27 protein-coding genes are annotated in these 25640 nt (G+C 68.6%); 13 read left to right on the plus strand and 14 right to left on the minus strand.

All coding sequences use genetic code 11. The features are described from left to right. Positions 1 to 18: 18 nt before the first annotated feature. Positions 19 to 1002 carry a M15 family metallopeptidase gene (locus tag ASD47_RS26335; RefSeq protein WP_082564751.1) on the plus strand — a complete coding sequence of 328 codons (984 nt, stop codon included), beginning with the start codon at positions 19 to 21 and terminating at the stop codon, positions 1000 to 1002. On the opposite strand, the gene ASD47_RS22075 is transcribed toward ASD47_RS26335, so the two are convergent. The 5 genes from ASD47_RS22075 to ASD47_RS22095 form a co-directional block, all read right to left on the minus strand. Next, entirely contained in the window at positions 977 to 1714 is a 738-nt protein-coding gene (locus tag ASD47_RS22075; protein ID WP_056761400.1) for a DUF72 domain-containing protein, read from the minus strand. The two genes, ASD47_RS26335 and ASD47_RS22075, sit on opposite strands and share 26 nt — an antisense overlap. Before the next feature lie 48 nt (positions 1715 to 1762). Continuing rightward, positions 1763 to 2491: an endonuclease III gene (nth, locus tag ASD47_RS22080; RefSeq protein ID WP_056761405.1), complete on the minus strand. Its 729-nt coding sequence runs from the start codon at positions 2489 to 2491 to the stop codon at positions 1763 to 1765. 87 nt (positions 2492 to 2578) lie between these two features. Continuing rightward, positions 2579 to 3139: an NUDIX hydrolase gene (locus tag ASD47_RS22085; RefSeq protein WP_056761408.1), complete on the minus strand. Its 561-nt coding sequence runs from the start codon at positions 3137 to 3139 to the stop codon at positions 2579 to 2581. Further along, positions 3136 to 4137: an inorganic phosphate transporter gene (locus tag ASD47_RS22090; protein WP_056761411.1), complete on the minus strand. Its 1002-nt coding sequence runs from the start codon at positions 4135 to 4137 to the stop codon at positions 3136 to 3138. The genes ASD47_RS22085 and ASD47_RS22090 overlap by 4 nt, the downstream gene beginning before the upstream one ends. Further along, positions 4137 to 4781: a DUF47 domain-containing protein gene (locus tag ASD47_RS22095; RefSeq protein WP_056761412.1), complete on the minus strand. Its 645-nt coding sequence runs from the start codon at positions 4779 to 4781 to the stop codon at positions 4137 to 4139. Before ASD47_RS22095 ends, ASD47_RS22090 begins: the two co-directional genes overlap by 1 nt. A 197-nt stretch (positions 4782 to 4978) precedes the next feature. Here ASD47_RS22095 and ASD47_RS22100 point away from each other — a divergent pair, with 197 nt between their 5' ends. From ASD47_RS22100 to ASD47_RS22125, 6 genes are all read left to right on the plus strand, one after another. Next, positions 4979 to 5443, plus strand: a complete 465-nt coding sequence (locus ASD47_RS22100) for a (2Fe-2S)-binding protein (protein WP_056761415.1) — start codon at positions 4979 to 4981, stop codon at positions 5441 to 5443. Positions 5444 to 5445: 2 nt separating this feature from the next. Continuing rightward, positions 5446 to 7626 carry a xanthine dehydrogenase family protein molybdopterin-binding subunit gene (locus ASD47_RS22105; protein ID WP_056761418.1) on the plus strand — a complete coding sequence of 727 codons (2181 nt, stop codon included), beginning with the start codon at positions 5446 to 5448 and terminating at the stop codon, positions 7624 to 7626. Between the two features lie 129 nt (positions 7627 to 7755). Further along, a complete protein-coding gene (locus ASD47_RS22110) occupies positions 7756 to 9114 on the plus strand; it encodes an FAD-dependent oxidoreductase (RefSeq protein WP_056761421.1) in 1359 nt (452 codons plus the stop codon). Between the two features lie 305 nt (positions 9115 to 9419). Then, positions 9420 to 10772 (plus strand): sugar MFS transporter, encoded by a 1353-nt coding sequence (locus ASD47_RS22115; protein ID WP_056761686.1) that lies wholly within the window; start codon positions 9420 to 9422, stop codon positions 10770 to 10772. Between the two features lie 219 nt (positions 10773 to 10991). After that, the gene (locus tag ASD47_RS22120; RefSeq protein ID WP_056761424.1) at positions 10992 to 11528 is read left to right on the plus strand and encodes a hemerythrin domain-containing protein; all 537 of its coding nucleotides are present in this window, start codon (positions 10992 to 10994) and stop codon (positions 11526 to 11528) included. Between the two features lie 46 nt (positions 11529 to 11574). After that, on the plus strand, positions 11575 to 12087 hold the full coding sequence (locus ASD47_RS22125) for a CinA family protein (RefSeq protein ID WP_056761428.1): 513 nt from the start codon (positions 11575 to 11577) through the stop codon (positions 12085 to 12087). A gap of 67 nt (positions 12088 to 12154) precedes the next feature. On the opposite strand, the gene ASD47_RS22130 is transcribed toward ASD47_RS22125, so the two are convergent. Continuing rightward, positions 12155 to 12412, minus strand: coding sequence for a GlsB/YeaQ/YmgE family stress response membrane protein (locus tag ASD47_RS22130; RefSeq protein WP_035081411.1), 258 nt, complete (start codon positions 12410 to 12412; stop codon positions 12155 to 12157). Between the two features lie 537 nt (positions 12413 to 12949). Between ASD47_RS22130 and ASD47_RS22135 the strand changes: the two genes are divergently transcribed. Then, complete coding sequence (locus ASD47_RS22135) at positions 12950 to 14317, plus strand: dicarboxylate/amino acid:cation symporter (RefSeq protein WP_056761431.1); 1368 nt, start codon at positions 12950 to 12952, stop codon at positions 14315 to 14317. A gap of 42 nt (positions 14318 to 14359) precedes the next feature. On the opposite strand, the gene ASD47_RS22140 is transcribed toward ASD47_RS22135, so the two are convergent. From ASD47_RS22140 to ASD47_RS22150, 3 genes are all read right to left on the minus strand, one after another. Next, the gene (locus tag ASD47_RS22140; RefSeq protein WP_056761435.1) at positions 14360 to 15727 is read right to left on the minus strand and encodes a sorbosone dehydrogenase family protein; all 1368 of its coding nucleotides are present in this window, start codon (positions 15725 to 15727) and stop codon (positions 14360 to 14362) included. A gap of 73 nt (positions 15728 to 15800) precedes the next feature. After that, the gene (gene trxC / locus ASD47_RS22145) at positions 15801 to 16241 is read right to left on the minus strand and encodes a thioredoxin TrxC (protein ID WP_056761438.1); all 441 of its coding nucleotides are present in this window, start codon (positions 16239 to 16241) and stop codon (positions 15801 to 15803) included. Positions 16242 to 16410: 169 nt separating this feature from the next. Then, positions 16411 to 17172, minus strand: coding sequence for a FadR/GntR family transcriptional regulator (locus ASD47_RS22150; RefSeq protein ID WP_056761441.1), 762 nt, complete (start codon positions 17170 to 17172; stop codon positions 16411 to 16413). A 145-nt stretch (positions 17173 to 17317) separates the two neighbouring features. Here ASD47_RS22150 and manD point away from each other — a divergent pair, with 145 nt between their 5' ends. Continuing rightward, the gene (gene manD, locus ASD47_RS22155) at positions 17318 to 18529 is read left to right on the plus strand and encodes a D-mannonate dehydratase ManD (protein ID WP_056761442.1); all 1212 of its coding nucleotides are present in this window, start codon (positions 17318 to 17320) and stop codon (positions 18527 to 18529) included. A 63-nt stretch (positions 18530 to 18592) separates the two neighbouring features. On the opposite strand, the gene ASD47_RS22160 is transcribed toward manD, so the two are convergent. The 5 genes from ASD47_RS22160 to flgF all read right to left on the minus strand — a co-directional run bounded on the left by ASD47_RS22160 (position 18593) and on the right by flgF (position 22238). Beyond that, on the minus strand, positions 18593 to 19102 hold the full coding sequence (locus ASD47_RS22160) for a hypothetical protein (RefSeq protein WP_056761444.1): 510 nt from the start codon (positions 19100 to 19102) through the stop codon (positions 18593 to 18595). 118 nt (positions 19103 to 19220) lie between these two features. Continuing rightward, positions 19221 to 19940, minus strand: coding sequence for a flagellar basal body L-ring protein FlgH (gene flgH, locus ASD47_RS22165; protein WP_056761446.1), 720 nt, complete (start codon positions 19938 to 19940; stop codon positions 19221 to 19223). An 11-nt stretch (positions 19941 to 19951) separates the two neighbouring features. After that, on the minus strand, positions 19952 to 20695 hold the full coding sequence (flgA, locus tag ASD47_RS22170; RefSeq protein ID WP_056761449.1) for a flagellar basal body P-ring formation chaperone FlgA: 744 nt from the start codon (positions 20693 to 20695) through the stop codon (positions 19952 to 19954). 4 nt (positions 20696 to 20699) lie between these two features. Next, positions 20700 to 21488, minus strand: coding sequence for a flagellar basal-body rod protein FlgG (gene flgG / locus ASD47_RS22175; RefSeq protein WP_056761452.1), 789 nt, complete (start codon positions 21486 to 21488; stop codon positions 20700 to 20702). A 12-nt stretch (positions 21489 to 21500) separates the two neighbouring features. Next, positions 21501 to 22238 carry a flagellar basal-body rod protein FlgF gene (gene flgF / locus ASD47_RS22180; protein ID WP_056761455.1) on the minus strand — a complete coding sequence of 246 codons (738 nt, stop codon included), beginning with the start codon at positions 22236 to 22238 and terminating at the stop codon, positions 21501 to 21503. Between the two features lie 224 nt (positions 22239 to 22462). On the opposite strand from flgF, the gene fliL reads away from it, so the two are divergent. Genes fliL through ASD47_RS22200 form a run of 4 tightly spaced genes read left to right on the plus strand, consistent with a single transcriptional unit; the run spans position 22463 to position 25622 of the window. Further along, positions 22463 to 23077 carry a flagellar basal body-associated protein FliL gene (fliL, locus tag ASD47_RS22185; RefSeq protein WP_056761458.1) on the plus strand — a complete coding sequence of 205 codons (615 nt, stop codon included), beginning with the start codon at positions 22463 to 22465 and terminating at the stop codon, positions 23075 to 23077. 27 nt (positions 23078 to 23104) lie between these two features. Next, positions 23105 to 24232 carry a flagellar motor switch protein FliM gene (fliM, locus tag ASD47_RS22190; protein WP_056761461.1) on the plus strand — a complete coding sequence of 376 codons (1128 nt, stop codon included), beginning with the start codon at positions 23105 to 23107 and terminating at the stop codon, positions 24230 to 24232. After that, on the plus strand, positions 24229 to 24840 hold the full coding sequence (locus ASD47_RS22195) for a DUF6468 domain-containing protein (protein ID WP_056761462.1): 612 nt from the start codon (positions 24229 to 24231) through the stop codon (positions 24838 to 24840). The genes fliM and ASD47_RS22195 overlap by 4 nt, the downstream gene beginning before the upstream one ends. Beyond that, positions 24837 to 25622 (plus strand): MotE family protein, encoded by a 786-nt coding sequence (locus ASD47_RS22200; protein ID WP_056761465.1) that lies wholly within the window; start codon positions 24837 to 24839, stop codon positions 25620 to 25622. The genes ASD47_RS22195 and ASD47_RS22200 overlap by 4 nt, the downstream gene beginning before the upstream one ends. Positions 25623 to 25640: the final 18 nt, after the last annotated feature.

The raw sequence follows: 25640 nt of genomic DNA on the forward strand, positions 1-25640 counted from the left end.
GGATAGGGGAGCGGGACGATGCGGATTAGGATCGGAGCCTGCGCCTTGGTCGCCCCCATGCTGATCGGACTTGCCCTGAGCGCCACCGCCTTCGCCCAGCCCCTGGACGCCGCCGAGATGGCCGCCGTCGGCCAGTACGGGCAGCGCGCCGCGCCGCTGACCGTGTTCGAGCGGGCCGGCGTCCTGCGGATCGACGGTCGGGGCCGCAAGGACGCCAAGCTGACGCCCCTGGGGCGCAACCGCTATCGGATCGAAGGCGGCGGCGAACTGGTGCTGGAGCCGGTCGCCGTGCGCCTGGACGGCGTCCGCCTGCTGCGCCACGACTTCGGGGCCGAGGTCGAGGCCGGTGTCCGCGCGGCCGTCCGCGCCGACCCCGCCGCCCTGCGCGCCCGCGCCCTGGCCGCCAAGCCGCCGGTCGAGACCACCGAGCATCGGCCCGCCGACCTGGTGGACCTGTCGACCCTCGATCCGACCCTCCGCCTGGACATCCGCTACGCCGGCTCCGACAACTTCATGGGCCTGCCGCTGTACGAGCGCCCCGCCGCCTACCTGCAGCGCCCGGCCGCCGTGGCCCTGGCGCGGGCCGCCCAGGCGCTGAAGGCCAAGGGCTACGGCCTGCTGGTCCACGACGCCTACCGGCCCTGGTTCGTGACCTGGATGTTCTGGGAGGCGACGCCGCCCGAGGACCACATGTTCGTGGCCGACCCTGCCCAGGGTTCGCGACACAACCGCGGCTGCGCGGTCGACCTGACGCTCTACGACCTGAAGACCGGCAAGCCGGTCGAGATGCCCAGCCGCTACGACGAGATGTCGGGCCGCTCCTACGCCGACTTCATCGGCGGCACGACCAGGCAGAGGGCCATGCGCTCGCTGCTGCGCGAGGCCATGGTCGCCCAGGGCTTCGAGATCTATCCCGAGGAGTGGTGGCACTTCGACTACAAGGACTGGCGCCACTACGGAATCGGGACGAAGACCTTCAGCGAACTGGCGGCGGCGCGATGAGGGCCATCAGCTTCAGGGCGTCGGTGGTCGCCGCGCCAAACCGAGTGTTGTCGAACACGCACCAACTTTCGACGGCTTCGGGCTCGCCGGCGATCCGCTTGGCCAGGGGTTCCAGCCGGCCGTCGTCATACGGTGTCGCGTACATCGCCGGCGAGCCGTGCAGGCGGTGATAGACCAGTTGGCTCCAGCCGCCGGGCCGGGCGGCGGCGGGGACCACGGCGGGGTCGGCGGCGATCCGCGCGACCTCGAAATCCTGCAGCAGCGCCTGCGCCGGCGCCTCGAACCAGGTCGCATGGCGAGGCTCCAGCACCGTCGCGGCGGTCGTCGCCTTGCGCCAGGCGGCGAGGAAGCGCTCCACGGTCCCGGCGTCGAACCTCAGGCTCGGCGGCAGCTGGATCAGCAGCGGGCCGAGCTTGTCGCCCAGGCCGCCGCACTCGTCGAGGAACTGGGCCAGCGGCTCGCCGCAGTCGACCAATCGGCGCTCGTGGGTGATCGTCCGGGGGAGCTTCACCGCGAACCGGAACCTCGCCGGCGTCGAGGCGGCCCAGCGCTCGTAGGTCTTGCGCTGGTGGGGGCGGTAGAACGACGAGTTGATCTCGACGCTATTGAACACGGCGGCGTAGCGCTCCAGGCCGGAGCCTTCGACGGGAAAGATGTCGAGCGTTCGCGGAAAACCCCAGCCGGCCGTGCCGATGCGGATGTCGTGAGCCATGCGGAGGGAGCGTGCGGGAGCGGAAGCGGTTCACCGCTCCCGCCGGCTTCAGGCGCGCGGTCGCCAGGCCAGGATGTCGGCGCTGCGCTCGACGCCGACCCGGGAGCAGGCCGGCTTCAGCGCGCACGCCCCGCAGCGTGGCGCGTGGTGAGAGCACAGCAACTGACCCAGGCCCTTCATCAGCCAGTGCAACTCGTACAGGTCCTCCGCGGTCCAGCGGTCGGGGACCATGTCCATCAGGGCGCGATAGGCATGGGCGGTGTCATAGCTGGCGGGGATCAGGCCGTAGCGAGCGGCGACGCGGTGAACATGGGTGTCGACCACCAGGGCCCGCATGTTCAGCGGACTGAAGTTCAGCACCGAGGCGGCGACCTTGACCCCGACGCCCGGCAGGCCCTGCAGCCACCAGCGGGCGCTGTCCAGCTCCAGCTCGGCCAGGTGGTCCAGCGACAGCGTCCAGCCGCTGCGCACCTGGATCAGCCGCAGGGCGTGGGGTAGGTGACGCGCCTTCTCCTCGGGAAAGGTGACGTCCTTGATCAGTTCCTGGACCTCGGCGTCGGGCGTCTCGGCCAGGTCCTCCCAGGTGGCGAAGCGCTCCTTCAGCCGGTGATAGACCGCCCAGGAGACCGCGTCCTTGGTCCGTCCGCTGATCGACGACTTGACCAGTTGCGACACCGGATCCAGCCGCTTGGTCGGCCGCTGGGGTCCGAAGGTCTTGAGCAGCCCGTCGCGCAGGGCTTCGAGCGGCGAGGTCGAAAGGTCGAGGGACAGCTGCATGGCGATTCTCGCTCCGGAACAGAACAAGAACATAGTGAACGCGAAAGGGCTTGTCGAGTTATCCCCAGCCTGTTGACAGGCGTCGGCCTAACGGCGGCCCCAAAGCGCGGTGACGCGCCGGCGCAGGCGATCGAAGGCCACCCGGACCGGCGTGGGCGCCAGGGTCGGGGCCGGGCGCTCCTCGGCGGGCAGCTCGACCTGGGCGAAGCGGGCGATCAGGTCGCGCAGCTCCGGCTCCTGCACCGCCAGCGCCGCCTCGACCGGCGACATCCACCGCAGCGTCCGCTGGCCCTTCTCCGGCCAGGTCGCGTGCTCGCCGGTGACTTCCATCGGATAGACGTCGACCGTCACCGGCCGCGCCGCGCCGCTCTTGAGCCGCTTCAGGTAGGGATAGTCGCCGACCGGCGTGTCGACGATCCGGCCGTCCAGCCCGGCTTCCTCATAGGCTTCCTGGGCGGCGGCCTGATGGTCGAGCTTGCCCTTCATGGGCCAGCCCTTGGGGATCACCCAGCGGCGGGTCTCGCGCGATGAGACCAGCAGGACCTGCAAGCCCGCGATCGGATCGGCGCGCCAGGGCAGGGCGGCGACCTGGCGGCGCCGTGTTCCGGACTTGCGTCCCGCCTGCTTGCCGCCCGCCGCGTCGCTCACTTCATCCAGAACCCGAGATAATAGAACGCCGCCGCGACGAGACCGGCCGCGGGCAAGGTGACGATCCAGGCGGTCACGATGCTCTTGGCCACGCCCCAGCGGACGGCCGAAACCCGACGCGACGCGCCGACGCCGACAATAGCGCCCGTGATCGTGTGAGTCGTCGAGACCGGAACGCCGATATGGGTCGCCAGGAACAATGTAATCGCGCCGCCGGTCTCGGCGCAGAAGCCCTGCATGGGTGTCAGGCGGGTGATCTTGCTGCCCATGGTGTGCACAATGCGCCAACCGCCAAAGAGGGTGCCGAGCGCCATCGCGGTCTGGCACGACAACACCACCCACAGGGGGATCGTGCCGGGGGCGTGGGTGGCGCCGTGGGCGAACAGCAGGGCGGCGATGATGCCCATGGTCTTCTGGGCGTCGTTGCCGCCGTGACCCAGGGAATAGGCCGCCGCCGAAACGAACTGCAGCTTGCGGAACACCCGGTCGGCGAAGAACGGCGAGCTTTTCAGGAAGGTCCAGGAGACGATCAGCACCAGCACCAACGCCAGGACGAAGCCCATCAGCGGCGAGACCACGATGCCGGCCGCGGTCTTGCCCAGTCCCGCCCATTGCACCGCGCCGAAGCTGCCGACGCGCGCGACCGAAGCCCCGACCAGGCCGCCGATCAGGGCGTGCGAGCTGGACGAGGGGATGCCGGCCCACCAGGTGATCAGGTTCCAGCTGATCGCGCCCATCAGGGCGGCGAAGATCAGGCGGTCGCTGATGATGTGCGGGTCGATGATGCCGGCCCCCACCATCTTGGCGACGCTGGTGCCGAAGAAGATGAAGGCGATGAAGTTGAAGAACGCCGCCCACAGCACCGCCCACTTGGCCGACAGCACGCGGGTCGAGACGATGGTGGCGATCGAGTTGGCGGCGTCGTGCAGGCCGTTGAGGAAGTCGAAGCCCAGGGCCACGACCACCAGCACGACCAGGATCAGGAAGGTCGGATCCACTAGACCTGCTCGACCACGATGCCGCTGATGCGGTTGGCGACGTCCTCGAAGCGGTCGACCACCTTTTCCAGGTGGCTGTAGATGTCGACGCCGACGATGAAGGCCATGGGGTCGCCGCCCTTCTGGGCCAGGAACAGCGCCTTGCGGCCCTGGTCGTACATCTGGTCGGCCTGCTCCTCGATCTGGGTGACGCGGACGGCCAGCTCGGTCAGGCGCTGGGCGTTCTTGCGCATGTCGGGCAGCAGGGCGACGGCCTCGACCGTCAGCTCCGCGGCCTGGACGATGATCGCCGCCATCTCGCGCATCTGCGGCTCGAAGGTCCTCACCTCGAACAGGCTGACCACCTTGGCGGTCTTACGCATCTGGTCGATGGCGTCGTCCAGCGAGGTGGTCAGGTCCTGGATGTCGCTGCGGTCGAACGGGGTGATGAAGCTGCGGCGGACCGCGCCCATCACCTGGCGGGTGATCTCGTCGGCCTCTTCCTCGTGCTGGTAGACGCGGGCGCTGGCGGCCTCGACGCCGTCGCCGCCCTGCATCAGGTCCTGCAGCGCCTTGGCCCCGGCCACCAGGGTGGCGGCATGCTGCGCGAACAGCTCGAAGAAGCGGTCTTCCTTGGGCATGACGGCCCGGAACAAGCCCAGCATGGTCGCTTCATCCTCTGTTCGAAGCGTGGAGAGTTTTCGGACGATCCTGGTACTGGACAACGCCCGACGGGGCGGAGCGGAACCACGGAAGCCGGCCGCGTTCAAGCTTTCAATGACGGTTTTATGACAACCACACCCTCTGGTCGTTGTTCCAACCCTTTGGCACTGTGCGCCCGCGTCAGTTCGGGAGCAGCGGCATGTCGACCAGTCTGAAGGTGAACGGCCAGGTCCACACGGTGGAGGCCGAGCCCGACACGCCCCTGCTGTGGGTGCTGCGCGACGAACTGGGCCTGGTCGGGACCAAGTACGGCTGCGGCGTGGCCCAGTGCGGGGCGTGCACGGTGCACATCGACGGCGTGGCCATGCGCTCCTGCGTCACCTCGCTGGCCCGGGTGGGCGGCAAGGCGGTGACCACCATCGAGGGCGTCGGGGCCAATCCGGTCGGCGCCAAGGTGCAGGAGGCGTGGAAGGCGATCGACGTGCCGCAGTGCGGCTACTGCCAGGCCGGCCAGATCATGTCGGCCACGGCCCTGCTGGCCGCCGCGCCCAAGCCGACTGACGACGAGATCGACACGGCGATGAACGGCAATCTCTGCCGCTGCGCCACCTACATCCGCATCCGCAAGGCCATCAAGGCGGCGTCCGGCCAGGTGGAGGCGTGAACATGACCGCGATCCTGGAAAACCCCGCCCGCCGCCTGTTCCTCAAGACCGGCGCCGCGGCCGGCGGCGGCCTGCTGCTGTCATTCAGCCTGCCGGGCCTGGTGCGAGCCCAGGGCGAGGCCAGCGCCAACCCGTTCAGCGCCTTCGTCCGCATCGGGCCGGACGGCGTGGTGACCATCGCGGCCAAGCGGCCGGAGATCGGGCAGGGGATCAAGACCTCGATGCCGATGCTGATCGCCGAGGAACTGGACGTCGATTGGTCGGCCGTCCGCATCGAACAGGCCCCGGTCGACGCCAAGGTGTTTGGCGAGCAGTCGGCCGGCGGCAGCACCTCCACCCCGGACGACTGGGAGCCGATGCGCCAGGTCGGGGCGGTGGGCCGGGCCCTGCTGATCCAGGCCGCCGCCCAGCGCTGGGGCGTCCCGGCGGCCGGCCTGGCGACCGAGCCGGGCTTCGTGATCGACAGGGCCGGCCAGCGCCGGCTGTCCTATGGCGAACTGGCCCAGGCCGCGGCCGGCCTGGCCGCGCCGGACCCCAAGACCCTGGTCCTGAAGGATCCCAAGGCCTACCGGATCATCGGCAAGCCGCAGCCACAGTCCGACACGGCCGCTATCGTGGTGGGCAAGCCGCTGTATGGCATCGACGTGCGCGTGCCGGGCATGCTGTACGCCACCTTCCTCAAGGCCCCGGTGTTCGCGGCCAAGGTGGCCAGGGTCGACCTGGCGCCGGCCAAGGCGGTCAAGGGCGTGCGCCACGCCTTTGTGGTCGACGGCGGGACCGAGCTGGAGGGGCTGCTCGCCGGCGTCGTGGTGGTGGCCGACAGCTGGTGGGCGGCGCGCAAGGGGCGCAATGCGCTGGAGGTCACCTGGGCCGACCATCCAACCAGCGCCCAGAGCAGCGCGGGCTTCGTCGCCAAGGCCGCCGAACTGCACGGCCAGCCGCCGCATCGCAATCTCAAGACGGTCAGCGACGTCGACGCGGCCCTGAAGGGCGCGGCCAAGGTGGTCAGGGCCGACTACAGCTATCCCTTCAACGCCCACGCCACGCTGGAGCCGCAGAACTGCACGGCCAGCTTCAAGGACGGCAAGGTCGAGATCTGGGCCCCTGCCCAGAACCCCGAGGATGGGCGCGAACTGGTCGCCAAGACCCTGGGGATCAGGCCCGAGGACATCACCATCCATTTCACCCGCAGCGGCGGCGGTTTCGGCCGGCGGCTGATGAACGACTTCATGGTCGAGGCGGCGTGGATCTCCAAGACCGTCGGGGCGCCGGTCAAGCTGCTGTGGACCCGCGAGGACGACATGCAGCACGACTTCTACCGTCCCGCCGGCTTCCACCGGCTGACGGCGGGGCTGGACGCGCAGGGCGGGCTGACGGCTTGGCGCAACCACTTCGTCACCTTCGGCGAGGGCGAGAGGTTCGCCCGCGCGGCCAATATCGGCGGCACGCAGTTTCCGTACGGGGCGGTCGAGAACTACGTCCAGGACGTTTCGGTCATGCCGCTGGGCGTGCCGACCGGTTGGCTGCGGGCGCCGGGCAACAACGCCTACGGCTTCGTGTTCCAGGGCTTCACGGACGAGGTCGCCCATGCGGCCGGCGCCGATCCGGTGGAGTTCCGCCGCAAGCTGCTGGGCGAACCCAGGCTGATCGGCGAGCCGGGCAAGGGCGACAGCTTCCATACCGGCCGGATGCGCGCCGTGCTCGACCGGGCGGCCGAGGCGTCCGGCTGGGGCCGGAAGACCCCCAAGGGCGTCGGCCTGGGCGTGGCTTGCCACTACAGCCATCGCGGCTATGTGGCGGTGGTCGTTGAGGTGGCGGTTACGGACGGAAGCCTGACGGTTCGCAAGGCGTGGGCGGCGGCCGATGTCGGCCGCCAGATCGTCAATCCGAACGGCGCCGAGCAGCAGGTGCAGGGCTCGGTGCTCGACGGGATCGGCAGCGCGCTGGGCCAGGCGATCACCATCGAGAACGGCGCGGTGGTCCAGAGCAATTTCGGCGATTTTCCGGTGTTGCGCCTGGCCGACGCGCCGGACGTCGAGGTCCACTTCGTGACCAGCGACAACCCGCCGACCGGCCTGGGCGAGCCGGCCCTGCCGCCGGCTCCCGCCGCCCTGGTCAACGCCATTTTCGCCGCGACGGGCAAGCGCATCCGAACCCTGCCGATCGGCGATCAACTGGCTTAGCGGCCTGGGTTTCTGCGAGGCGCGGCATAGCGTCCCATGGCCAAGTTCGAGGCCGCTCCGCACCGTCCGACGGGGCGGTCCTTAACCTTCTCAGGCCAGGATGGGTTCTCGAACGGGGACCATCGCGTCATGGGGCAGCATGTCGAAACCTTGGTGATCGGGGCCGGGCCGGCCGGCCTGACCGCCGCCTATGTCCTGGCCAAGGCGGGACGCGACGTCGCCGTCCTGGAAATGGATCCCCACGCGGTCGGCGGCTCCAGCCGCACGATCGACCATCACGGCTTCAAGATCGACCTGAACGGCGGCGCCTACGCCTCGACCTCGCCTGCCGTGCTGGCCCTGTGGTCCGAACTGCTGCCGGACGGCTTTGTCGAGCAGCCTCGGACGGCGCGGATCTACCACCGCGAGCGGTTCTATGCCTATCCGCTGAAGGCGCTTGAAGCTCTGGGCCTTCTGGGGCTGCGCGGCGCGGCGGCCTGCCTGGCCTCGTTCGGCCTGGCCAAGATCCGTCCGATCAAGGCGCCCAGGACCTTCGGCGATGAGATCCGCAACCGTTTCGGCGCCCGGCTGTCCTCGACGCTGTTCCTGCCCTTCGCCGAAAAGGTGTCGGGCCTGATCCGCGACCAGATGCCGGCCGGCCGCGCGGGCGCCGCCAGGCCGGCGGCTAGCCTGCGCTATCCGCGCCTGGGCGGCGGCTCGATCTGGCGGACCTGCGCGGACCAGATTGCGGCCTTCGGCGGCGAAGTCGCCCTGGGCCGTCGAGTCGAGACCCTGAAGTTCGATCCGATCACCCGGTCGTGGGCCGTGACGATCCTGCGCGACGACGGCGCCCACGAGGTCCGCACCGCCGACCACGTGGTCTCGACCGCGCCGCTGCGCGAGCTGATGGCCATGCTGCGGCCGGCGCCGATCAGCCTGTTCCACGCCGGCGAGCTGATGTACCGCGACCAGATCACGGTCGCCCTGGTGGGCCGCACCCGCAAGCCGCTGCGCGAGGCGGCGATCGACGTCCACGACACCGACCTGCAGGTCGGCCGGGTGCAGAACTACCGCGCCTGGTCGCCGGACATGGCGCCGGAAGGCGAGGCGGCCAGCTGCCTGGGCCTGGACTATTTTTGCTTCGAGGGCGACGGCCTGTGGACGGCCAGCGACGCCGACCTGGTGGCCCTGGCTTGGCGCGAGGCCGCGGTGATGGGGCTGATGGACCCCACCGCCGTCAGCGATGCGCGCGTCGTGCGCCAGCGAAAGGTGCTGCCGATCGAGGACGAGGACTGCGCCGAGCACCGGGCGATGATCCGCCTGGAGCTGAAGATGCAGTTCCCCAGCCTGCACCTGGCCGGCCGCAACGGCCTGCACCGCGACGGCGCCCGTGACCAGGCCACGCTCAGCGGCCTGATGACCGCCGAGAACATCCTGACGGGCGAAACCGCTCACGACGTGTGGGAGGTTTCCGCGCCGGCGCCCGCCGCAGGCCGCCGGGCGGCGTAGGAGACGGCTCGGCGCAGCCGGTGCGTGCACGGGTCGAACAAGCCAACTTCCGGCGATCGCGATCCCCCGTCCGACACGCATAGAATGGCGATGATCGACATCGCCGCTTCCCATTGGCGGGGATTTGTCGGAGTTTTCGATTTACCGTCGAATCGGGAAAATCGGTTCCCACACGGCGGCTTGGCGAGATCTTCGCGGCGCACGTCCGGCTTCGGCCCTTGACAACGTTGTCACGGTTGAGGTGGATGGCGCGTCCCGCAACGTCGGACAGGGAGTGAAACAACATGGCAGGTATGGGGGCGTCGATGACGCCGAGTTCGGGGCCCGCGCCCAAGGCGGGAGGCAGTCTAGTCCTGGCCGTCGTCTATGTGACGGCGCTCTTCTTCATCTGGGCGCTGGTCACCAACCTGCTCGACCCGCTGCTGAAGACCATGAAGACGGTCTTCACCCTGAGCCCCGTCGAGGCGAACCTGACCGGCTTCGCCTTCTTCATCGCCTATGGCGTCATGTCGATGCCCTCGGCGGCCTTCCTGTCGAAGTTCGGCTACGCCAAGTCGGTGATCGTGGGCCTCAGCGGCATCGTCGCCGGCTGTTTCGTCGCCATCGCCGCGGCCAAGCTGCACGTGTTTGGCATCTTCCTAGTCGGGCTGTTCGTGATGGCCTCGGGCGTCACCCTGCTGCAGGTGGCCGCCAACCCGCTGATCGCCTCGATGGGCAAGCCGGAGGGCGCGTCCTTCCGCCTGAACCTGTCCCAGGCGTTCAACTCGCTGGGCGCGGCCTGCGGCCTGTGGTTCGGCGCCAACTTCCTGCTCAAGGGCGACATCTTCAAGCATGGCATCGAGATCACGCCGGCCCTGCGCGAACAGGCCCTGGGCTTCGTCTCGAACGTCTACCTGGCGATCGGCGTGGGCCTGACCCTGTTCATCATCGCCATCTTCCTGGTCCGCCACAAGATCACCGAAGCCGCGCCGAAGACCGGCCACCTGGTGAGCCCGTTCTCGGCCCTGGCCTCGAAGTGGGCCAATCTGGGCGCGATCGGCATCTTCCTCTATGTCGGCGCCGAGGTGGCGATCTCGCTGAACCTGCTGCTGTTCATCGAACAGAGCCATGTCCTGAACATCCCGGCCGAGCAGGCCGGCAAGCTGACCACCTTCTACATGGTGTTCGCGATGATCGGCCGTTTCGCCGGCTCGGCCCTGCTGAAGTCGGTCAAGGACTATGTGCTGTTGATGCTGGTCGCCCTGGGCGCCATCGCGCTCTGCGTGGTGGTGATCGTCACCAAGGACATGACCCCGACCGCCCATGCCGGCACGCTGAACCTGATCCTGGCCCAGGCCCCGATGACCAGCGGCCTGATCCCGGCCTTCGCGGCCCTGCTGATCGGCCTGTTCAACTCGATCATGTTCCCGACGATCTTCACCCTGACCCTGCAACGGTCCTCGGCGCCGACTTCGGCGACGTCGGGCCTGCTGTGCATGGCCATCGTGGGCGGCGCCTTCCTGCCGCTGATCTTCGCCAAGATCGAGGAGATGACCGGTTCGAAGTCGCTGGCCTTCGTCGCGCCGCTGATCTGCTACGTCTACGTCCTGTGGTTCTCGTTCGCGGCGCGTGGCGCCAAGGTTCACGAGATCCAGGAAGAGGTGGTCGCCGCCCACTAGGGCCAGGCCGCCACGAAAACGGAAGAGCCCGGGCGCGCTGCGTCCGGGCTTTTTCATGTCGCCAATTTAAGAATGAGAATGACTTGCGGCTATTAGGTGTCGGGCAGTCGACCTAAGCGCGTTACTTGAGCGGAAAGGCTCTGAAACGGGAACGTCCTCCCGACGCCAAGTGTTTGTGATCCGCCGACTTCGGCGACCAAGCATTCAGGGAGAGACACCATGGCGACCTCCGCCAAGAGCTCATCGACCAAGGCCAAGTCCGCCAAGCCTCGTCGCACGCGCCGCACCGGTCGCCGCGATCCGTTGGCGATCACCCTTCTGAAGAAGGACCACCGCGAGGTCGAAGGCTGGTTCGACGAATATGAACAGCTGGAGGAGGAGCCCGAGAAGCTGGCGCTCTTCAACAAGATCGCGCTGGCGCTCAAGGTCCACACCCGGATCGAGGAGGAGATCTTCTATCCGGAGGAGCGCGGCGAGATCGAGGACGACATGCTGGACGAGGCCTATGTCGAGCATGACGGCGCCAAGAAGCTGATCGCCGAGATCGAGGCGATGCAGCCCAGCGACGAATTCTACGACGCCAAGGTCAAGGTGCTGGGCGAGTACATCAAGCACCACGTCAAGGAAGAGGAGCAGCCCGGCGGCATCTTCGCCCAGGCCAAGAAGGGCGACGAGGATCTCGAGGCTATGGGCGAACGCCTGAAGGCCCGCAAGGAAGAGCTGATGGCCGAACTCGGCGGAAAACAGCCGAACTGATGTCCCGGGGGAGGGCTGTCGGCCTTCCCCCTTTTTCGGAGTGCTCATGGCCGAGGCGCTTGATCCGATCCTGCCACCGGACATAGACGAACTGACGCGGGCGGTCCTGGAGGCCGCCTGCGCGCGCGAACTGACCCTGGCGACGGCGGAAAGCTGCACCGGAGGCCTGCTGGCCTCGCTGCTGACCGACGTGCCGGGATGCTCGCACGCGTTCGACCGGGGGTTCGTGGTCTATACCGACGACGCCAAGATCGCGTTGCTCGACGTGCCGCCGTCGCTCCTGCCGCACGGCGGCTCGGTCTCGCAGCCGACGGCGATCGCCATGGCGGACGGGGCGATCAAGCGATCGAAGGCGGACGTGGCGGTGTCGATCACCGGCTGGGCCGAGGAGGTCGGCGATCCCGAGCGGCCGGGCGGCCTGGTCCACTTCGCCTGCGCGCGCCGCGGCGGCTATACCCACCATCGCCAGGCCCAGTTCGGCGACATCGGCCGTGGACCGCTGCGGATCGAGTGCCTGCGCGTGGCGCTGAAGATGCTGCAGCAGGCGGTGGCGCTCTGATCAGCGGCCATGAAAAAGCGCCTCCGGCCGGGCCGAAGGCGCTTTTCTATTCCGAACGTGTGGGGTGTCAGAGCGCTCGGCGGCCGGTGAAGGCGTGGTAGATCGCCAGGACGACGACCGCGCCGATGACGGCGACCAGCAGGCTGTAGAGGTTCAGGCCGGTGACGCCGGCGGAACCGAACTGGTTGAACAGGAACCCGCCCACCACGGCGCCGACGATCCCGAGCACCAGGTCCACCACCAGGCTGCCGCCGCTGCGGCTGACGAGCTTACTGGCGATGAAGCCGGCCACGAGGCCGAGCACGATCCACGCAAGAATAGACATGTACGCCTCCTTGGCATCAAAAGGCGTGCGAGCTGCGCGCCGATGCTAAATAAAAGCGTTCGTCAAGACTTTCGTTCCGACACGCTTGCGTGTTCGGGCGGGGAAGCGTCGCGAAAACTTTCAGTCCGTTCGCGCGTTGCTTCCGACCGTGCTTAGCGCGGCTTGCCGATGCGGGCCTGAACAGCCTCGACCAGCTTCTGCGCCGGCGCGCGGCCCAGCAGGATGAAGGCGCCGGAACCGATGATGGCGCCGATGAGGAAGGACAGGCTCATGGAAATCCCTGGGATGCTGGAAGCTGCGGCCGGCTCCTTTTAAGACGGGCGCCGCCTCCTTGGCCATGTGACACGCCGCCGCCGGGCGCCGCCTTGCGCGATTTGGCTGATCCAGATGCAGTGAACCGGCGTCGATGAATTCTGGTGGGGCGTTTCCACCTGGCGGCGCCACAAGCTGGGGCAAGACGGCCCGCGCGATATGATCCCGGCGGGCCTCATGACGTTACGCTGAAAGGTCCCCAGTCGGGTCTTTGAGAGGTTGCAGATGGCCCAGTCCCAGAGTCCTCCGTCCTCGCCGTTCAAGGCGAAAGCCGGCCGCTTCATCGGCAGTTTCGGCGTCCAGGTGCTGGTCGCCATGGCGGTCGGCCTGGGGCTGGGGCTGCTGGCCCGGTCGCTGGGGCCGGCCGAGGGGCAGCCGGGGTATGGCCTGGCCGAGACCCTGCATCAGGTGGGCGCGATCTTCGTCCAGCTGCTGCGGGTGCTGGTGCCGCCGCTGGTGTTCACCGCGATCGTCGCCAGCATCGCCAACCTGCGCGAGCTGCAGAACGCCGCGCGGCTGGTCTGGCGCACCCTGCTGTGGTTTGCGATCACCGCCCTGATCGCCGTGGCCATCGGCATCGCGCTGGGCCTGGTCCTGCGGCCCGGCGACCACGCCGTGGTCGACCTGGCGACCGCCCACGCCCCACGCACCACCGGTTCGTGGCTCGACTTCCTGACGGGCCTGGTCCCCTCCAACATCCTGGGCCTGCAGGCCTCGACCAAGATCGTCGACGGCGCGGCCACGACGACGGCTTCGTTCAACGTGCTGCAGATCCTGGTCCTGGCCCTGGTGGCCGGGGTGGCGGCGATCAAGGTCGGGCCGGCCGGCGAAGGCTTCCTGGCCTTCAACGCCTCGGCCCTGGCGGTCGTGCGCAAGGTGCTGTGGTGGGTGATCCGCCTGACGCCGATCGGCACCGTCGGCCTGCTGGGCAACGCCGTGGCCCAGTACGGCTGGACCACCCTGGGCCAGCTGGGCGCCTTCGTCGGCGCGATCTATCTCGGCCTGGGTCTGGTGCTCTTCGTGGTCTATCCGACGATCCTGGCGCTGAACGGCCTGAACCCGCTGCGGTTCTTCGCCGGCGCCTGGCCCGCCATCCAGCTGGGCTTCGTCTCGCGGTCGTCGATCGGGACTCTGCCGGTGACCGAGGCCCTGACCGAGACCCGCCTGGGCGTTCCGCGCGCCTACGCCGCCTTCGCCGTGCCGCTGGGTGCAACCACCAAGATGGACGGCTGCGCGGCGATCTATCCGGCGGTGGCCGCCATCTTCATCGCCCAGTTTTACCATCTGCCGCTGCAACTGACCGACTATGGCCTGATCGTCTTCGTGTCGGTGCTGGGTTCCGCCGCGACGGCGGGCCTGACCGGGGCGGTGGTGATGCTGACCCTGACCCTGTCAACGCTGGGCCTGCCGCTGGAAGGCGTGGGCCTGCTGCTCGCCATCGACCCGATCCTCGACATGGGCCGCACGGCGGTCAATGTCGCCGGCCAGGCCCTGGTGCCGACCATCGTCGCCAAGCGTGAAGGCATCCTGGACGAGGCGGTCTTCAACGCTCCGCCGCGCGAGGTTGGGGCGGACGAGGCGGTTCCGGCTTAACTCCAAATCCGCTCATCCCAGCATTCGTCGGGATGAGCGGATCTATTTGTTGGTTTCGGACTGCAAGGGCGCGGGTTTCGGAGCCGGGGGCGGCGTGTTGGCCGCGACCCGCCACACGGTGTCGCCGACATCGTCGGCCACCAGCAACGCGCCGAACTTGTCGACCGCCACGCCGACGGGTCGTCCCAAGGCCTGGCCCTTGGCGTCGAGGAAGCCGGTCAGGAACGGCTCGGCGGGACCGGACGGCTTGCCATTCGCGAACGGCACGAAGACCACCCGATAGCCGCTGACCGGCTTGCGGTTCCATGAACCGTGCTGGCCGATGAAGGCGCCGCCCTTGTAGCGCGGCGGGAAGGCGGCGGCGTCATAGAAGGTCAGGCCCAGGGAGGCGGTGTGGGCGCCCAGGGCGTAGTCCGGCTTGATCGCCTTGGCCACAAGGTCGGGGCGCTGGGGCTTCACGCGCGTATCCACAGTCTGGCCGTAGTAGCTGTAGGGCCAGCCGTAGAAGCCGCCGTCCCGGACCGAGGTCATGTAGTCGGGGACCAGGTCGTTGCCGATCTCGTCGCGCTCGTTGACGCTGGTCCACAGGGCGCGGCTCTGCGGTTGCCAGCCCATGCCGTTGGGGTTGCGAAGCCCCGAAGCGAAGACCCGGCTGGCGCCGGTGGCCGGATCGATCTCCAGGATCGCGGCGCGGCGTTCCTCGGCGGCCATGCCGTTCTCGCCGACATTGCTGTTGGAGCCGACGGTCACGTACAGCTTCCCGCCATCCGGGCTGGCGATCACGTTCTTGGTCCAGTGATGGTTGATCGGCCCCGCCGGCAAGTCGGCGATCTTGCGGGGCGGAGCGGTGATCCGGGTTTGGCCGGCCTGATAAGGGAAGGCCAGCAGGGCGTCGCTGTCGGCGACATAGAAGGTGTCGCCCACCAGGGCCATGCCGAACGGCGAATGCAGGCCCGACAGGAAGGTCGTGCGGACCTCCAGCGTTCCGTCATCGTCGGCGTCGCGCACCAGGGTGATGCGGTTGGCCGAGGGCGGGGTCGCGCCGGCTCGCTTCATGATGATCTTCTGGAACCAGCCCTTGAGGCCCTTGCCATCCTCGGGCTTGGGCGGGGCGTTGGTCTCGGCGATCAGGACGTCGCCATTGGGCAGTACATAGAGCCAGCGGGGATGGTCCAGGCCGCGGACCAGGGCGGTGGCCACGAAGCCGGGCGCGGCGTCCGGCGTCTGGCCGCCGGCCCAGCCGACCGCCGGGGCGATCTTCATCACCGGGATCGTCTGCTTCCTGGCGGCGGGCAGGGCGGGATTGGGGCCGTAGCCCTGCTCGGGCGGCAAGGCCGGTCCGGCGCCGCAGGCCGCCAGCAGCAAGGCGACGGGAGCGGCGATCAGCACGGCATGATGGGCTTTGGGCATTGTCGGCCTCGCTCCCTTCATAGAGTGGGGTAAACGCGGGACCAGGCGTCAAGCTCCGGCTTGGCTGTCGTCCTCAGACCGGCGCGTGTTCGTCGATCCAGCGGCGGAAGAAGCCGGCGTCAGGCAGGCCCGCCTGGTTGGCGGCGACCTTGCCGTCCTTGAACAGGAACAGGGCGGGAATGCCGCGCACGCCGTAGGCCTGGGCCAAGGCGGGCTCGGCGTCGACATCGACCTTCACGAAGCGGGCGCGGGGCTCCAGCTCGGCGGCCGAGCGGGCGAAGATCGGGGCGATCGCCTTGCACGGTCCGCACCAGGCCGCCCAGAAGTCGGCGACGATCGGGATCTGGCTGCTCACGACGTGCTTGCGGAAGCGGGCGGTGGTCAGGTCCACCGGCCGGCCGGTGAACAGCGGCTGGGCGCAGCGGCCGCACTTGGCCGCCTTGGCGTCGCGCTGGACCGGCAGGCGATTGGTGGCGTCGCAGTGCGGGCAGACGATGTTGACGGTCTCGGCCATGGCGGTATCTCAACGAGCGCGGCGGGCGTTCGGTTCTATCGCGCCCCCGGCGTCCGAGGCGGCATGAGGTGGGCCGCTTCCTGGTTGCCGGCAGACAGGCCCAGCCAAATCCTGTTTGGCGACCGTCGTGGTCAGGCCAATTGCGCCGCCGCAAGCCCGATCGAACCGGTCAGATCAGGGAACGGCGCGCCAGCTCGCTGCGGCGGGCGGCGACCTCGCTGCGGGCTTGCTGCATGGCGTCGATCTCGGTGGCGGTCAGCAGGTTGTCGATCACCCGGCCCAGGTGCTCGCGCATGGCGTTGCGGGCGGTCTTGGGATCGCGGGCCTTCAGGGCGCTGAGGATTTCCTGGTGGTCGTCGATCAGCGGCCGCACGCCCACCTGGCGCGCGCGCTCCAGCATCGCCCGGCATAGCGGCGACTTGTAGCGCAGGTCCCACAGGTTCTCGATCACGGTGACCAGGGCGCTGTTGCAGGTGGCCCGGGCGATGGCGACGTGGAACCGGCGGTCGGCCAGATCGCCGCGCACGTCGTGTTCGTTCTCCTCGACCATGTCGTCGAGGATCTTCTCGAGGTCGATCAGCTCCTGATCGGTGATGGTGGTGGCGGCCAGGGCGCAGGACTCGCCCTCGATCAGGCGACGGGCCTCGGTCAGCTCGAAGGCGCCGATGTCCAGTTCGGGCGCGGGAACCTCGGCGGGCGCGGCTTCGGTGACATAGACGCCCGAGCCATGGCGGGCCTCGACCAGGCCGCGGATTTCCAGCGCGATCATCGCCTCGCGCACCGTGGGCCGGCTGACCCTGAATTCCTCGGCCAGGTCCCGCTCGGAGGGCAGGCGATGCCCGGGCTGGAACGCGCCCTCGCGGATCGATTCGGCGATCGCATTGGCGACCTGCTGGTACAGTTTACGGGTTTCTGCGGTCGACGTGGTCATGGAACTTTCCCGCCCGCGCGCGTCGGCGGGCCGTCGTCAGCCTAGAGCATGGAGGCGAAAGACGCCATGACGCACTGGCGCCTCTGCAAGATATGTCCTATGGATTGGTCAGGCCACTTACGCTCAGAAGGCAGACCAACACTCCATGCTCAAGATCATCGACGCCAAGGTCATCGTCACCTGCCCCGGGCGGAACTTCGTCACCCTGAAGATCACCACCTCGGACGGCGTCACCGGTGTCGGCGACGCTACGCTCAATGGACGGGAACTGGCGGTGGTCAGCTATCTGCGCGACCATATGATCCCCTGCCTGATCGGCCGCGACGCCCACCGGATCGAGGACATCTGGCAGTTCTTCTATCGCGGCTCGTACTGGCGCGGCGGCCCGGTGGCCATGAGCGCCCTGGCCGCGGTCGACATGGCCCTGTGGGACATCAAGGGCAAGGTCGCCGGCCTGCCGGTCTACCAGATGCTGGGCGGCGCCTGCCGCGAGGGCGTCACGGTCTATGGCCACGCCAACGGCGAGACCATCGAGGACACCATCGCCGAGGCGGTGAAGTACAAGGGTCTGGGCTACAAGGCCATCCGCCTGCAGACCGGCGTGCCGGGCCTGGCCAGCACCTACGGGGTGTCGGGCGACAAGATGTTCTACGAGCCGGCCGACGCCGACCTGCCCACCGAGAACGTCTGGTCGACGGCCAAGTATCTCAACCATGCGCCCAAGCTGTTCGAAAAGGCCCGCGAGGTGCTGGGCTGGGACGTCCACCTGCTGCACGACGTCCACCATCGCCTGACGCCGATCGAAGCGGCCCGGCTGGGCAAGGATCTGGAGCCCTACCGCCTGTTCTGGCTGGAGGACGCCGTGCCGGCCGAGAACCAGGCCGGCTTCCGCCTGATGCGCCAGCACACCACCACCCCGCTGGCGGTCGGCGAGATCTTCAGCCACGTCTGGGACGCCAACATCCTGATCCAGGAACAGCTGATCGACTACCTGCGGGCCACGGTGCTGCACGCCGGCGGCATCACCAACCTGAAGAAGATCGCCGCCTTCGCCGATCTGCACCACGTCAAGACGGGCTGCCACGGCGCCACGGACCTGTCGCCGATCACCATGGCCGCGGCCCTGCATTTCGACATGTCGATCCCCAACTTCGGCCTGCAGGAGTACATGCGCCACACGCCGGAGACCGACGCGGTCTTCCCGCACGGCTACACCTTCAAGGACGGCATGCTGCATCCGGGCGAGCGGCCGGGCCTGGGCGTCGACATCGACGAGGCCCTGGCCGAGCAATATCCCTACAAGCGCGCCTACCTGCCGGTGAACCGGCTGGAGGACGGGACAATGTTCAACTGGTGACGTGTTTCCTCCGCGCCGTCTGATGGCGGCGCGGAGATCATCCGCAAGCGGTGATGGAAGAGATCACTTCACCCGCGTGAGGATCAAGGTCTGGTCCGGCGGACCCGGCCGGCCGTCGATGTCCTGTTCGACCAGCAGGGTGTCGGGGTCGGTGCGGGTGACCTTCATCGACTGATGGCGCGAGCCCTGCTCGCCGTGGGTGGTGACGGTCACCGCGCTCTGGCCGACGCGCTGGACGCTGATCTTCACCAGGTTCAGGTTGACCACGGCCTGGGTCGGCGGCCCGTCGAGCACGGCGTGGGCGAACTGCAGGGCGGCGACGCCGGCCTCGTCGACCTCGACCAGGGTCCAGGCTAGGGCCTTGCCGTCGTCGATGGTGACGTCCAGCTCGCCGCTCAGCGGCGGCGGGCCGGTCAGGGTGGCGTTGAATTTCGAGCGCGGCAGGTCGATCGCCCAGCGTCCGGTCACGCCCATCGGCCCGCTGAAGGGCTGGGCGCTGGCGACGACAGGCAGGGCGACGACCAGGAGGGCGGCGCCGACCAGGGCGGTGAAGGCGCGGGCGCGCTTGGTCATGGGGTCGGCTCCGGGATCAGCGCCCGGCGAGTCCGGGCGAACGCTGTGACGCCAGGTAATCTGGCCCCGCGCGCCCGCCCGATCAAGGAGGCCGCCTCTGTCGTCTCCGACCGAACCCTTAGAACGGCGAGAACTTCTCGACCAGCGACTGGCCGGCCGGGGTCTTCTGGACGCGGCTGATGTCGCCGCGGCCGCCGTAGCTGATGCGCGCTTCGGCGATCTGGGTGTGCTTGATGGTGTTGGCCGACGAGATGTCTTCCGGCCGCACGATGCCGGCGACGGTCAGTTGCCGCACTTCGGCGTTGGTGCGCACTTCCTGGGTGCCCTGGATCACCAGGTTGCCGTTGGGCATCACGCCCGAGACGACGGCGGCGATGGTCAGGCTGATCTTTTCCGAACGATTCACCGAACCGGCGCCGGCGTTGGACGTGCCCGACTTGGTGTTGATCATGTTGGACGGGTCGAAGCCGCCCGGCAGAACCTTCCCCAGGCTGGACTCCAGGCCCAGGAAGTTCGGCACGCCCAGCGAGCTGTTGGAGGCGCGCGAGGTGGCGGTCTGGTTCTTGGTGGTGGCGCTGTCGTCGATGTCGATGTTGACGGTCAGGATGTCGCCGACCTTGCTGGCGCGCTGGTCGTTGAAGAAGGTGCGCGCGCCCGTGCGCCACAGCGAATTGGCCGAGGCCGGCTGGGGGGAGGCGACATATTGCTGGGTCATCGGCGCCAGCTGGGCCGGATAGCCGACGGGCGCCAGTTCCGGACCCTTCACCGCTTCCTTGACGGTCGAGCAGGCGGCGAGCGGGGCGAGCAGCAGGAGGGCGGCGAGGGCGGGGCGCATCAGGGGTGACCTTCTCAGCGAGCGGCGTAGCGCAGCGTGTTGTTACGGTTGGCCTTCAGGCGCATCGCCTGCGGGCCGACGGCGGTCGAGCCGGGTCCGGTGACCACGGTCTCGATGATCTTCTTGCTGGCGGTGTTCTGGACCATCAGGCTCTCGCCGATGGCTCCCGCCGACATCGCCTTGCCTTGCAAGGTCAGCGCCACGCCGTCGTCTTCATAGGTGACTGCGACAATATCGCCCGCCTTGATCACCTGCGGGGTCGAGACGTCGCGCAGGCTGGCGGCCGCGCCCTGGCGCAGGGGGCGTTTGACGGTCATGCCGATCAGGTCGTCGGCGTCGCGCGGCGCGTCCGAGGGGCCGGCCGCGGCCTTGATCCAAACCAGGTCTTCGGGCTGGACCAGTTCGCCGGTCGCCAGGCTGCGGGCGTAGGCAAGAACTTCCACATTGCCGCGCGAGGCGCCGGCCACGCCGCTGTCCGAACCCTGTCGGACGATGATCCGGCGCACGCCGGCGGCGTTGGTCCAGTCCAGGCCCGCCCGGCGGGCGGCGATCTGCACCGCGCCGGCCTCGAGCACGGCCGAGGGACCCACGCGGTTGGCCACGACCACGTCCGAGGCCGCGCCGGCCCCGTCGAACAGCTCGCCTAGGGTGATGCGGCCGTCGGCGTCGGTGGTGTCGGACCGCAGCGAGACCGCCTGGCCGGCCAGGGCCGGGGTGGCGATCAGCAGGGCGGCGAGGGCGGGAACGAACGCTTTCATCGGCTTATGACCTCAGGTTCGACGTGGCTTGGAGCATCTGGTCGGCCGTGGTGATGACCTTGGAGTTCATCTCGTAGGCGCGCTGGGCGACGATCAGGGCGGTGATTTCGCTGACCGAGTCGACGTTGCTGGCCTCGGTGTAGTTCTGCAGCAGCGTGCCGAAGCCCGGCTGGCCGGGGGCGGCGATGTTGGCCGCGCCCGAGGCCGCGGTTTCCATGAACATGTTGTCGCCGATGGCTTCCAGGCCGCCTTCGTTCATGAAGTTGGCCAGTTCGATCTGGCCGACCGTCTGCGGGGTCGGGTCGCCGTCGAGCTTGACCTGCACCAGGCCGGTCTTGCTGATCGTGGTCGAGACGGCGTTCTGCGGGATCGTGATGCCCGGCTGGACGGTGTAGCCGTCCTCGGTGACGATCTGGCCCTGGTCGTTGGTCGAGAAGTTGCCGGCCCGGGTGTAGGCGGTCTCGCCCGAGGGCAGCAGGATTTGCAGGAAGCCCTTGCCCTGGATGGCCACGTCGAACTCGTTGTTCGTCATGGTCGGGGTGCCCTGCTCGTGGATGCGATAGACCGACCCGGCCTTTACGCCGCCGCCGATCTGCACGCCCGTCGGCACCACGTTGCCGTCGCTGGACGACTGCGAGCCGGCCCGCTCGATGGTCTGGTAGATCAGGTCCTGGAACTCGGCCCGCTGGCGCTTGAAGCCGACGGTGTTCATGTTGGCGATGTTGTTGGAGATGACCTCGACGTTCAGCTGTTGGGCCGACATGCCGGTCGCGGCGGTGCGAAGCGCTTGCATGGTTATCTATCCTTACTGCGGCTTGCCCAGGCGCTCGACGGCGCTCCGGGACAGTTCCGAGGTTTGATCCATCATCTTGGCCACGCTCTCGTAGGCGCGGCTGACCTCGATCAGCTTGGTGATCTGGGTGATCGACTGGACGTTGGAGGCTTCCAGCATGCCCTGGTGGATCACGGCGTCCGGGGCGGCCTGGGGGGTGTCGTTGGTGGTGTTGCGATAGAGGTTGTCGCCGTCCTTGCGGAAGCTGGCCAAGTCGGTCGGACGCACCACGGCGATCTTGCCGGAGCGCTCGGCGCCCTGGCTGACCGTGCCGTCGCGGGCGATGGTGACCGGGCCCTTCAGCGGGTCCAGCAGGATCTCGCCGCCGCCGTCGTCCAGCACGGGCTGGCCGTTCTGGGTGACCAGCTTGCCGTCGGGGTTCATCGTGAAGCGGCCGTCGCGGGTGTAGCGCTCGCCGCCGGCCGTGGAGACCTTGAAGAAGCCCTGGCCTTCCAGGGCCAAGTCGAAGTCGCCGCCGGTCTGGGTCAGGGCGCCCTGACCGAAGTCGCGCGCCACGCCGTCGTCCAGCACGAACTTCACCGGGTTCGCGCCGCCGGCGGTGCGGGCCGGTTTCGCCGGCTCGGTGCGGACCATCAGCTCCTCGACCTTGAAGCCGGTCGTGTTGGCGTTGGCGATGTTGTTGGCCACGATGTCGAGCTCGCGGCGCAGGGTCATCTGCCGCGAAAGTCCCACATAAAGTGCGTTGTCCATGACCGGTTACCGAGACGGCTGGCGCGACAAATGCGCCGCAAGTCAGCAAGCAACCCTCGTGCCAAGTCGAAAAGTGCAGTAATTTCAACGAAAAGGAAGGTTAACGGGACCCCGATGGCGGAGTCTGCCGGGCAGATTCAGCCTGCGGCGAAATGGCTTTCAAAAGACATCGTTAACCATGCTCCACGCATGAGTAGATCCGTAGATTCCAAGGAACCGCGCGCGTGGCCAACAAACCCCCCAAGGACGCTCCCGCCCCGGAAGGCGAAGAGGGCGCCGCCGAGGGCGAAGCTCCGGCTAAGAAGAAGCCGCCGATGATGATCATCATCGCGGCCGCGGCGGCCGTGGTGCTGATCGGCGGCGGCGTGACCGGGTTCCTGCTGCTGAAGCCCAAGCCCGACGCCCACGGCGAGGCGGGCCACGAAAAGCCGAAGAAGAAAGAGAAGAAGAAGGAAGAAAAGGGCGGCCACGGCGGGGGCGGCGAGGGCGCCGCGCCCGTGGCAGGCGCGCCGGTGATCAAGGAAGGCCCCGACGGCGTGGTGTTCTACACCCTGCCGGACATCGTCGTGAACATGCAGGCCGCCGACGGCAAGTCGACCTTCCTGAAGCTGAAGCTGACCTTCGAACTGCCCGACGAGGAAACGGCCGAGGCCCTGACGCCGAACCTTCCGCGTCTGCAGGACATGTTCCAGACCTTCCTGCGCGAGCTGCGTCCGGAAGACCTCAACGGCAGCCAGGGCAGCTATCAGCTGCGCGCCGAGCTGCTGCGTCGCGTTAATCTGGTCGCCGCGCCCTCCAAGGTGAACGCGGTGCTGATCGAGGAGATGCTGATCAACTAGCCCTCGGGCTGGCTGAGGCGAACCGACATGGCGGAAGACATCGACGATCAGGCCGCAATGGCCCAATGGGCCTCGGAAAACCCTCCAGGCGGCGAGGCCGGCGCCAACGAGTTTGGCGACTTCAGCGGCGGCATGGGCGGCTGGGACGACGGCGGCGGCGACGGCATGGGCGCCGAGCGCATCCTGAACCAGGACGAGATCGACAGCCTGCTAGGCTTCGACATGTCCGGCGACGGCAATGACGACCGCACCGGCATCCGCGCGATCATCAATTCGGCCCTGGTCTCTTACGAGCGCCTGCCGATGCTGGAAATCGTCTTCGACCGCCTGGTGCGGTTGATGACGACGTCCCTGCGCAACTTCACCTCCGACAACGTCGAGGTCAGCCTCGACAACATCAGCTCGATCCGCTTCGGCGACTATCTGAACTCGATCCCGCTGCCGGCCATCCTGGCGGTGTTCCGGGCCGAGGAGCTGGACAACTACGGCCTGCTGACGGTCGACTCCAACCTGATCTACTCGATCGTCGACGTGCTGCTGGGCGGCCGCCGCGGCACCGCGGCCATGCGCATCGAGGGCCGTCCCTACACCACCATCGAGCGGGTGCTGGTGCAGCGGATGGTCGAGGTGGTGCTGCATGACGCCAAGGCCGCGTTCGAACCCCTGCACCCGGTGTCGTTCAGCCTGGACCGCCTGGAGACCAATCCGCGCTTCGCCGCCATCGCCCGGCCGGCCAACGCCGCCATCCTGGTCAAGCTGCGCATCGACATGGAAGACCGCGGCGGCCGCATCGAGCTTCTGCTGCCCTACGCCACCCTCGAACCCATCCGCAAGATGCTGCTGCAGCAGTTCATGGGCGAGAAGTTCGGCCGCGACAACATCTGGGAAGGCCACTTGGCCACCGAGCTCTGGACCACCCAGATGGAGGTGCGCGCCGTGCTCGACGAGCAGCAGCTGCCGCTCAGCAAGGTGCTGAACCTGCAGGTGGGCGACACCCTGATGCTGAACGCCACGCCGGACAGTCCGGTAGAGCTGCGCGCCGGCTCGATCCCGCTGACCCGCGGGCGCATGGGCCGCCGCAATCACTCGATCGCCGTGCGGGCCGACGCGCCCCTGAGCCCGGCGGCCAAGAAGGCGGTTCAGAAGCTGAAATGAGCGTGACGGCCATCGCCCTCAACGGTCTGCTGGCGGTCCTGCTGCTGATCGCCCTGGCCTTCGGCGTGCGCCTTGAGCGTCGGCTGAAGGCCCTGCGCGACAGCCACGAGGGCTTCGCCAAGGCCGTGGCCGATCTTGACCGCGCCGCCATGCGGGCCGAGCAGGGCCTGGCTGACCTGCGCGCGGCGACCGACGAAGCCGCCGACACCCTGGCCGACCGCATTTCCCAGGCCAAGGCGTTGGCCAGCCAGCTGGACGAGCGCCTGAACCGGCCGATCGTTACGCCGCCGCCGATGCCTTCTTCAAGGGAGCCAGGCGTTCGCTCCGTCGCCGAGCCGCGCGCGGTCGAACCCCGGGCCGCCCCGCGTCCGATCCGCGCACCCGAGCCGGAGATTCCGCCGGAAACCCCGCGCCGCCTGCGGGCCGAGGATTTCGAGAAGCTGCTGGACCGCGAGGCCCGCATCCCCCGCGACGCCCCGCCGCCTTCCACCGCGCGGCCTTCGGCGCCAAAGGAAACCCCGCGTTCACGGGCGCGGATAGATGATGACCTGTTCGAGGGCCCGGAAGATCCGCCGCGCCCCGGTTCGACCTTTAGGGGCCGTCGATGAAAAACGTTCCGCGCATCCTGCCGATCGTCGGGGTCGCCGTGGTCGGCGTGCTCGCCGTCAACGCCCTGGCCGGCGCCAAGTCCGTTCCGGACCTGCTGAGCGGCGCCAAGGCCTTCGCCGAGGGCGTGGCCAAGCCCGACGCCGACAAGGCCGCTTCGGCCGCTGACGCCGGCAAGGACGCCGCGGCCAAGGCCCCGCCGGCGATCTGCGCGCCGTCGGCCAATGACCTGGCCAAGGAAGCGGGCCTGTCGCCGGCCGAACTGCGCGTGCTGCAGAGCCTGGGCCAGCGTCGCGGCCAACTGGACCAGCGGGAGCAGGACATTGACGTCCAGCTGCAGCTGCTGGCCGCCGCCGAGGCCAAGCTCGACGCCAAGATGAAGGCGCTGAACGGCATGAAGGGCGAGATCCAGGGCCTTCTGGGCCAGGCCGACGCCCAGAAGGAAGCCGAGGCCATGCGCATGGTCACGGTCTATTCGGCCATGAAGCCCAAGGACGCCGCCGCCCGCATGAGCGTGCTGGACGACAGCGTGCGCCTGCCGATCGCCGCCAAGATGAAGGAGCGGACGCTCTCGATGATCCTGGCCAACATGTCGCCGGCCGACGCCAAGATCCTGACCGAGCGCCTGGCCAACCGCCTGTCGGCCGACGCGATCGCCAAGCAGCGCGCCGCCCTGGCCGCCGCCGACAAGCCCGCCGCCGATTCCGCGGTCCAGGCCGCGGCCGCGCCGCTGGCCGGCGCGGGTCCCGAGGCCGGCAAGGCCGGCGGCAAGAAGGCCGGCTAGGACGGGAGCACGGGCGGG

Origin of the sequence: Caulobacter sp. Root1472, assembly GCF_001426985.1 — a bacterium.
GTDB lineage: Bacteria > Pseudomonadota > Alphaproteobacteria > Caulobacterales > Caulobacteraceae > Caulobacter > Caulobacter rhizosphaerae.

What these genes read in the sequence shown, in the direction of transcription:
- ASD47_RS22075 (WP_056761400.1), bottom strand. Translation starts at nt 1,714, where the DNA reads ATGGCTCACGACATCCGCATCGGCACGGCCGGCTGGGGTTTTCCGCGA.
- nth (WP_056761405.1), bottom strand. Translation starts at nt 2,491, where the DNA reads ATGCAGCTGTCCCTCGACCTTTCGACCTCGCCGCTCGAAGCCCTGCGC.
- ASD47_RS22200 (WP_056761465.1), top strand. Translation starts at nt 24,837, where the DNA reads ATGAAAAACGTTCCGCGCATCCTGCCGATCGTCGGGGTCGCCGTGGTC.
- flgG (WP_056761452.1), bottom strand. Translation starts at nt 21,488, where the DNA reads ATGCAAGCGCTTCGCACCGCCGCGACCGGCATGTCGGCCCAACAGCTG.
- trxC (WP_056761438.1), bottom strand. Translation starts at nt 16,241, where the DNA reads ATGGCCGAGACCGTCAACATCGTCTGCCCGCACTGCGACGCCACCAAT.
- ASD47_RS22195 (WP_056761462.1), top strand. Translation starts at nt 24,229, where the DNA reads ATGAGCGTGACGGCCATCGCCCTCAACGGTCTGCTGGCGGTCCTGCTG.
- ASD47_RS26335 (WP_082564751.1), top strand. Translation starts at nt 19, where the DNA reads ATGCGGATTAGGATCGGAGCCTGCGCCTTGGTCGCCCCCATGCTGATC.
- ASD47_RS22100 (WP_056761415.1), top strand. Translation starts at nt 4,979, where the DNA reads ATGTCGACCAGTCTGAAGGTGAACGGCCAGGTCCACACGGTGGAGGCC.
- fliM (WP_056761461.1), top strand. Translation starts at nt 23,105, where the DNA reads ATGGCGGAAGACATCGACGATCAGGCCGCAATGGCCCAATGGGCCTCG.
- manD (WP_056761442.1), top strand. Translation starts at nt 17,318, where the DNA reads ATGCTCAAGATCATCGACGCCAAGGTCATCGTCACCTGCCCCGGGCGG.
- ASD47_RS22125 (WP_056761428.1), top strand. Translation starts at nt 11,575, where the DNA reads ATGGCCGAGGCGCTTGATCCGATCCTGCCACCGGACATAGACGAACTG.
- ASD47_RS22120 (WP_056761424.1), top strand. Translation starts at nt 10,992, where the DNA reads ATGGCGACCTCCGCCAAGAGCTCATCGACCAAGGCCAAGTCCGCCAAG.
- ASD47_RS22140 (WP_056761435.1), bottom strand. Translation starts at nt 15,727, where the DNA reads ATGCCCAAAGCCCATCATGCCGTGCTGATCGCCGCTCCCGTCGCCTTG.
- ASD47_RS22135 (WP_056761431.1), top strand. Translation starts at nt 12,950, where the DNA reads ATGGCCCAGTCCCAGAGTCCTCCGTCCTCGCCGTTCAAGGCGAAAGCC.
- ASD47_RS22105 (WP_056761418.1), top strand. Translation starts at nt 5,446, where the DNA reads ATGACCGCGATCCTGGAAAACCCCGCCCGCCGCCTGTTCCTCAAGACC.
- ASD47_RS22115 (WP_056761686.1), top strand. Translation starts at nt 9,420, where the DNA reads ATGACGCCGAGTTCGGGGCCCGCGCCCAAGGCGGGAGGCAGTCTAGTC.
- ASD47_RS22150 (WP_056761441.1), bottom strand. Translation starts at nt 17,172, where the DNA reads ATGACCACGTCGACCGCAGAAACCCGTAAACTGTACCAGCAGGTCGCC.
- ASD47_RS22095 (WP_056761412.1), bottom strand. Translation starts at nt 4,781, where the DNA reads ATGCTGGGCTTGTTCCGGGCCGTCATGCCCAAGGAAGACCGCTTCTTC.
- ASD47_RS22130 (WP_035081411.1), bottom strand. Translation starts at nt 12,412, where the DNA reads ATGTCTATTCTTGCGTGGATCGTGCTCGGCCTCGTGGCCGGCTTCATC.
- flgF (WP_056761455.1), bottom strand. Translation starts at nt 22,238, where the DNA reads ATGGACAACGCACTTTATGTGGGACTTTCGCGGCAGATGACCCTGCGC.
- ASD47_RS22110 (WP_056761421.1), top strand. Translation starts at nt 7,756, where the DNA reads ATGGGGCAGCATGTCGAAACCTTGGTGATCGGGGCCGGGCCGGCCGGC.
- ASD47_RS22160 (WP_056761444.1), bottom strand. Translation starts at nt 19,102, where the DNA reads ATGACCAAGCGCGCCCGCGCCTTCACCGCCCTGGTCGGCGCCGCCCTC.
- flgA (WP_056761449.1), bottom strand. Translation starts at nt 20,695, where the DNA reads ATGAAAGCGTTCGTTCCCGCCCTCGCCGCCCTGCTGATCGCCACCCCG.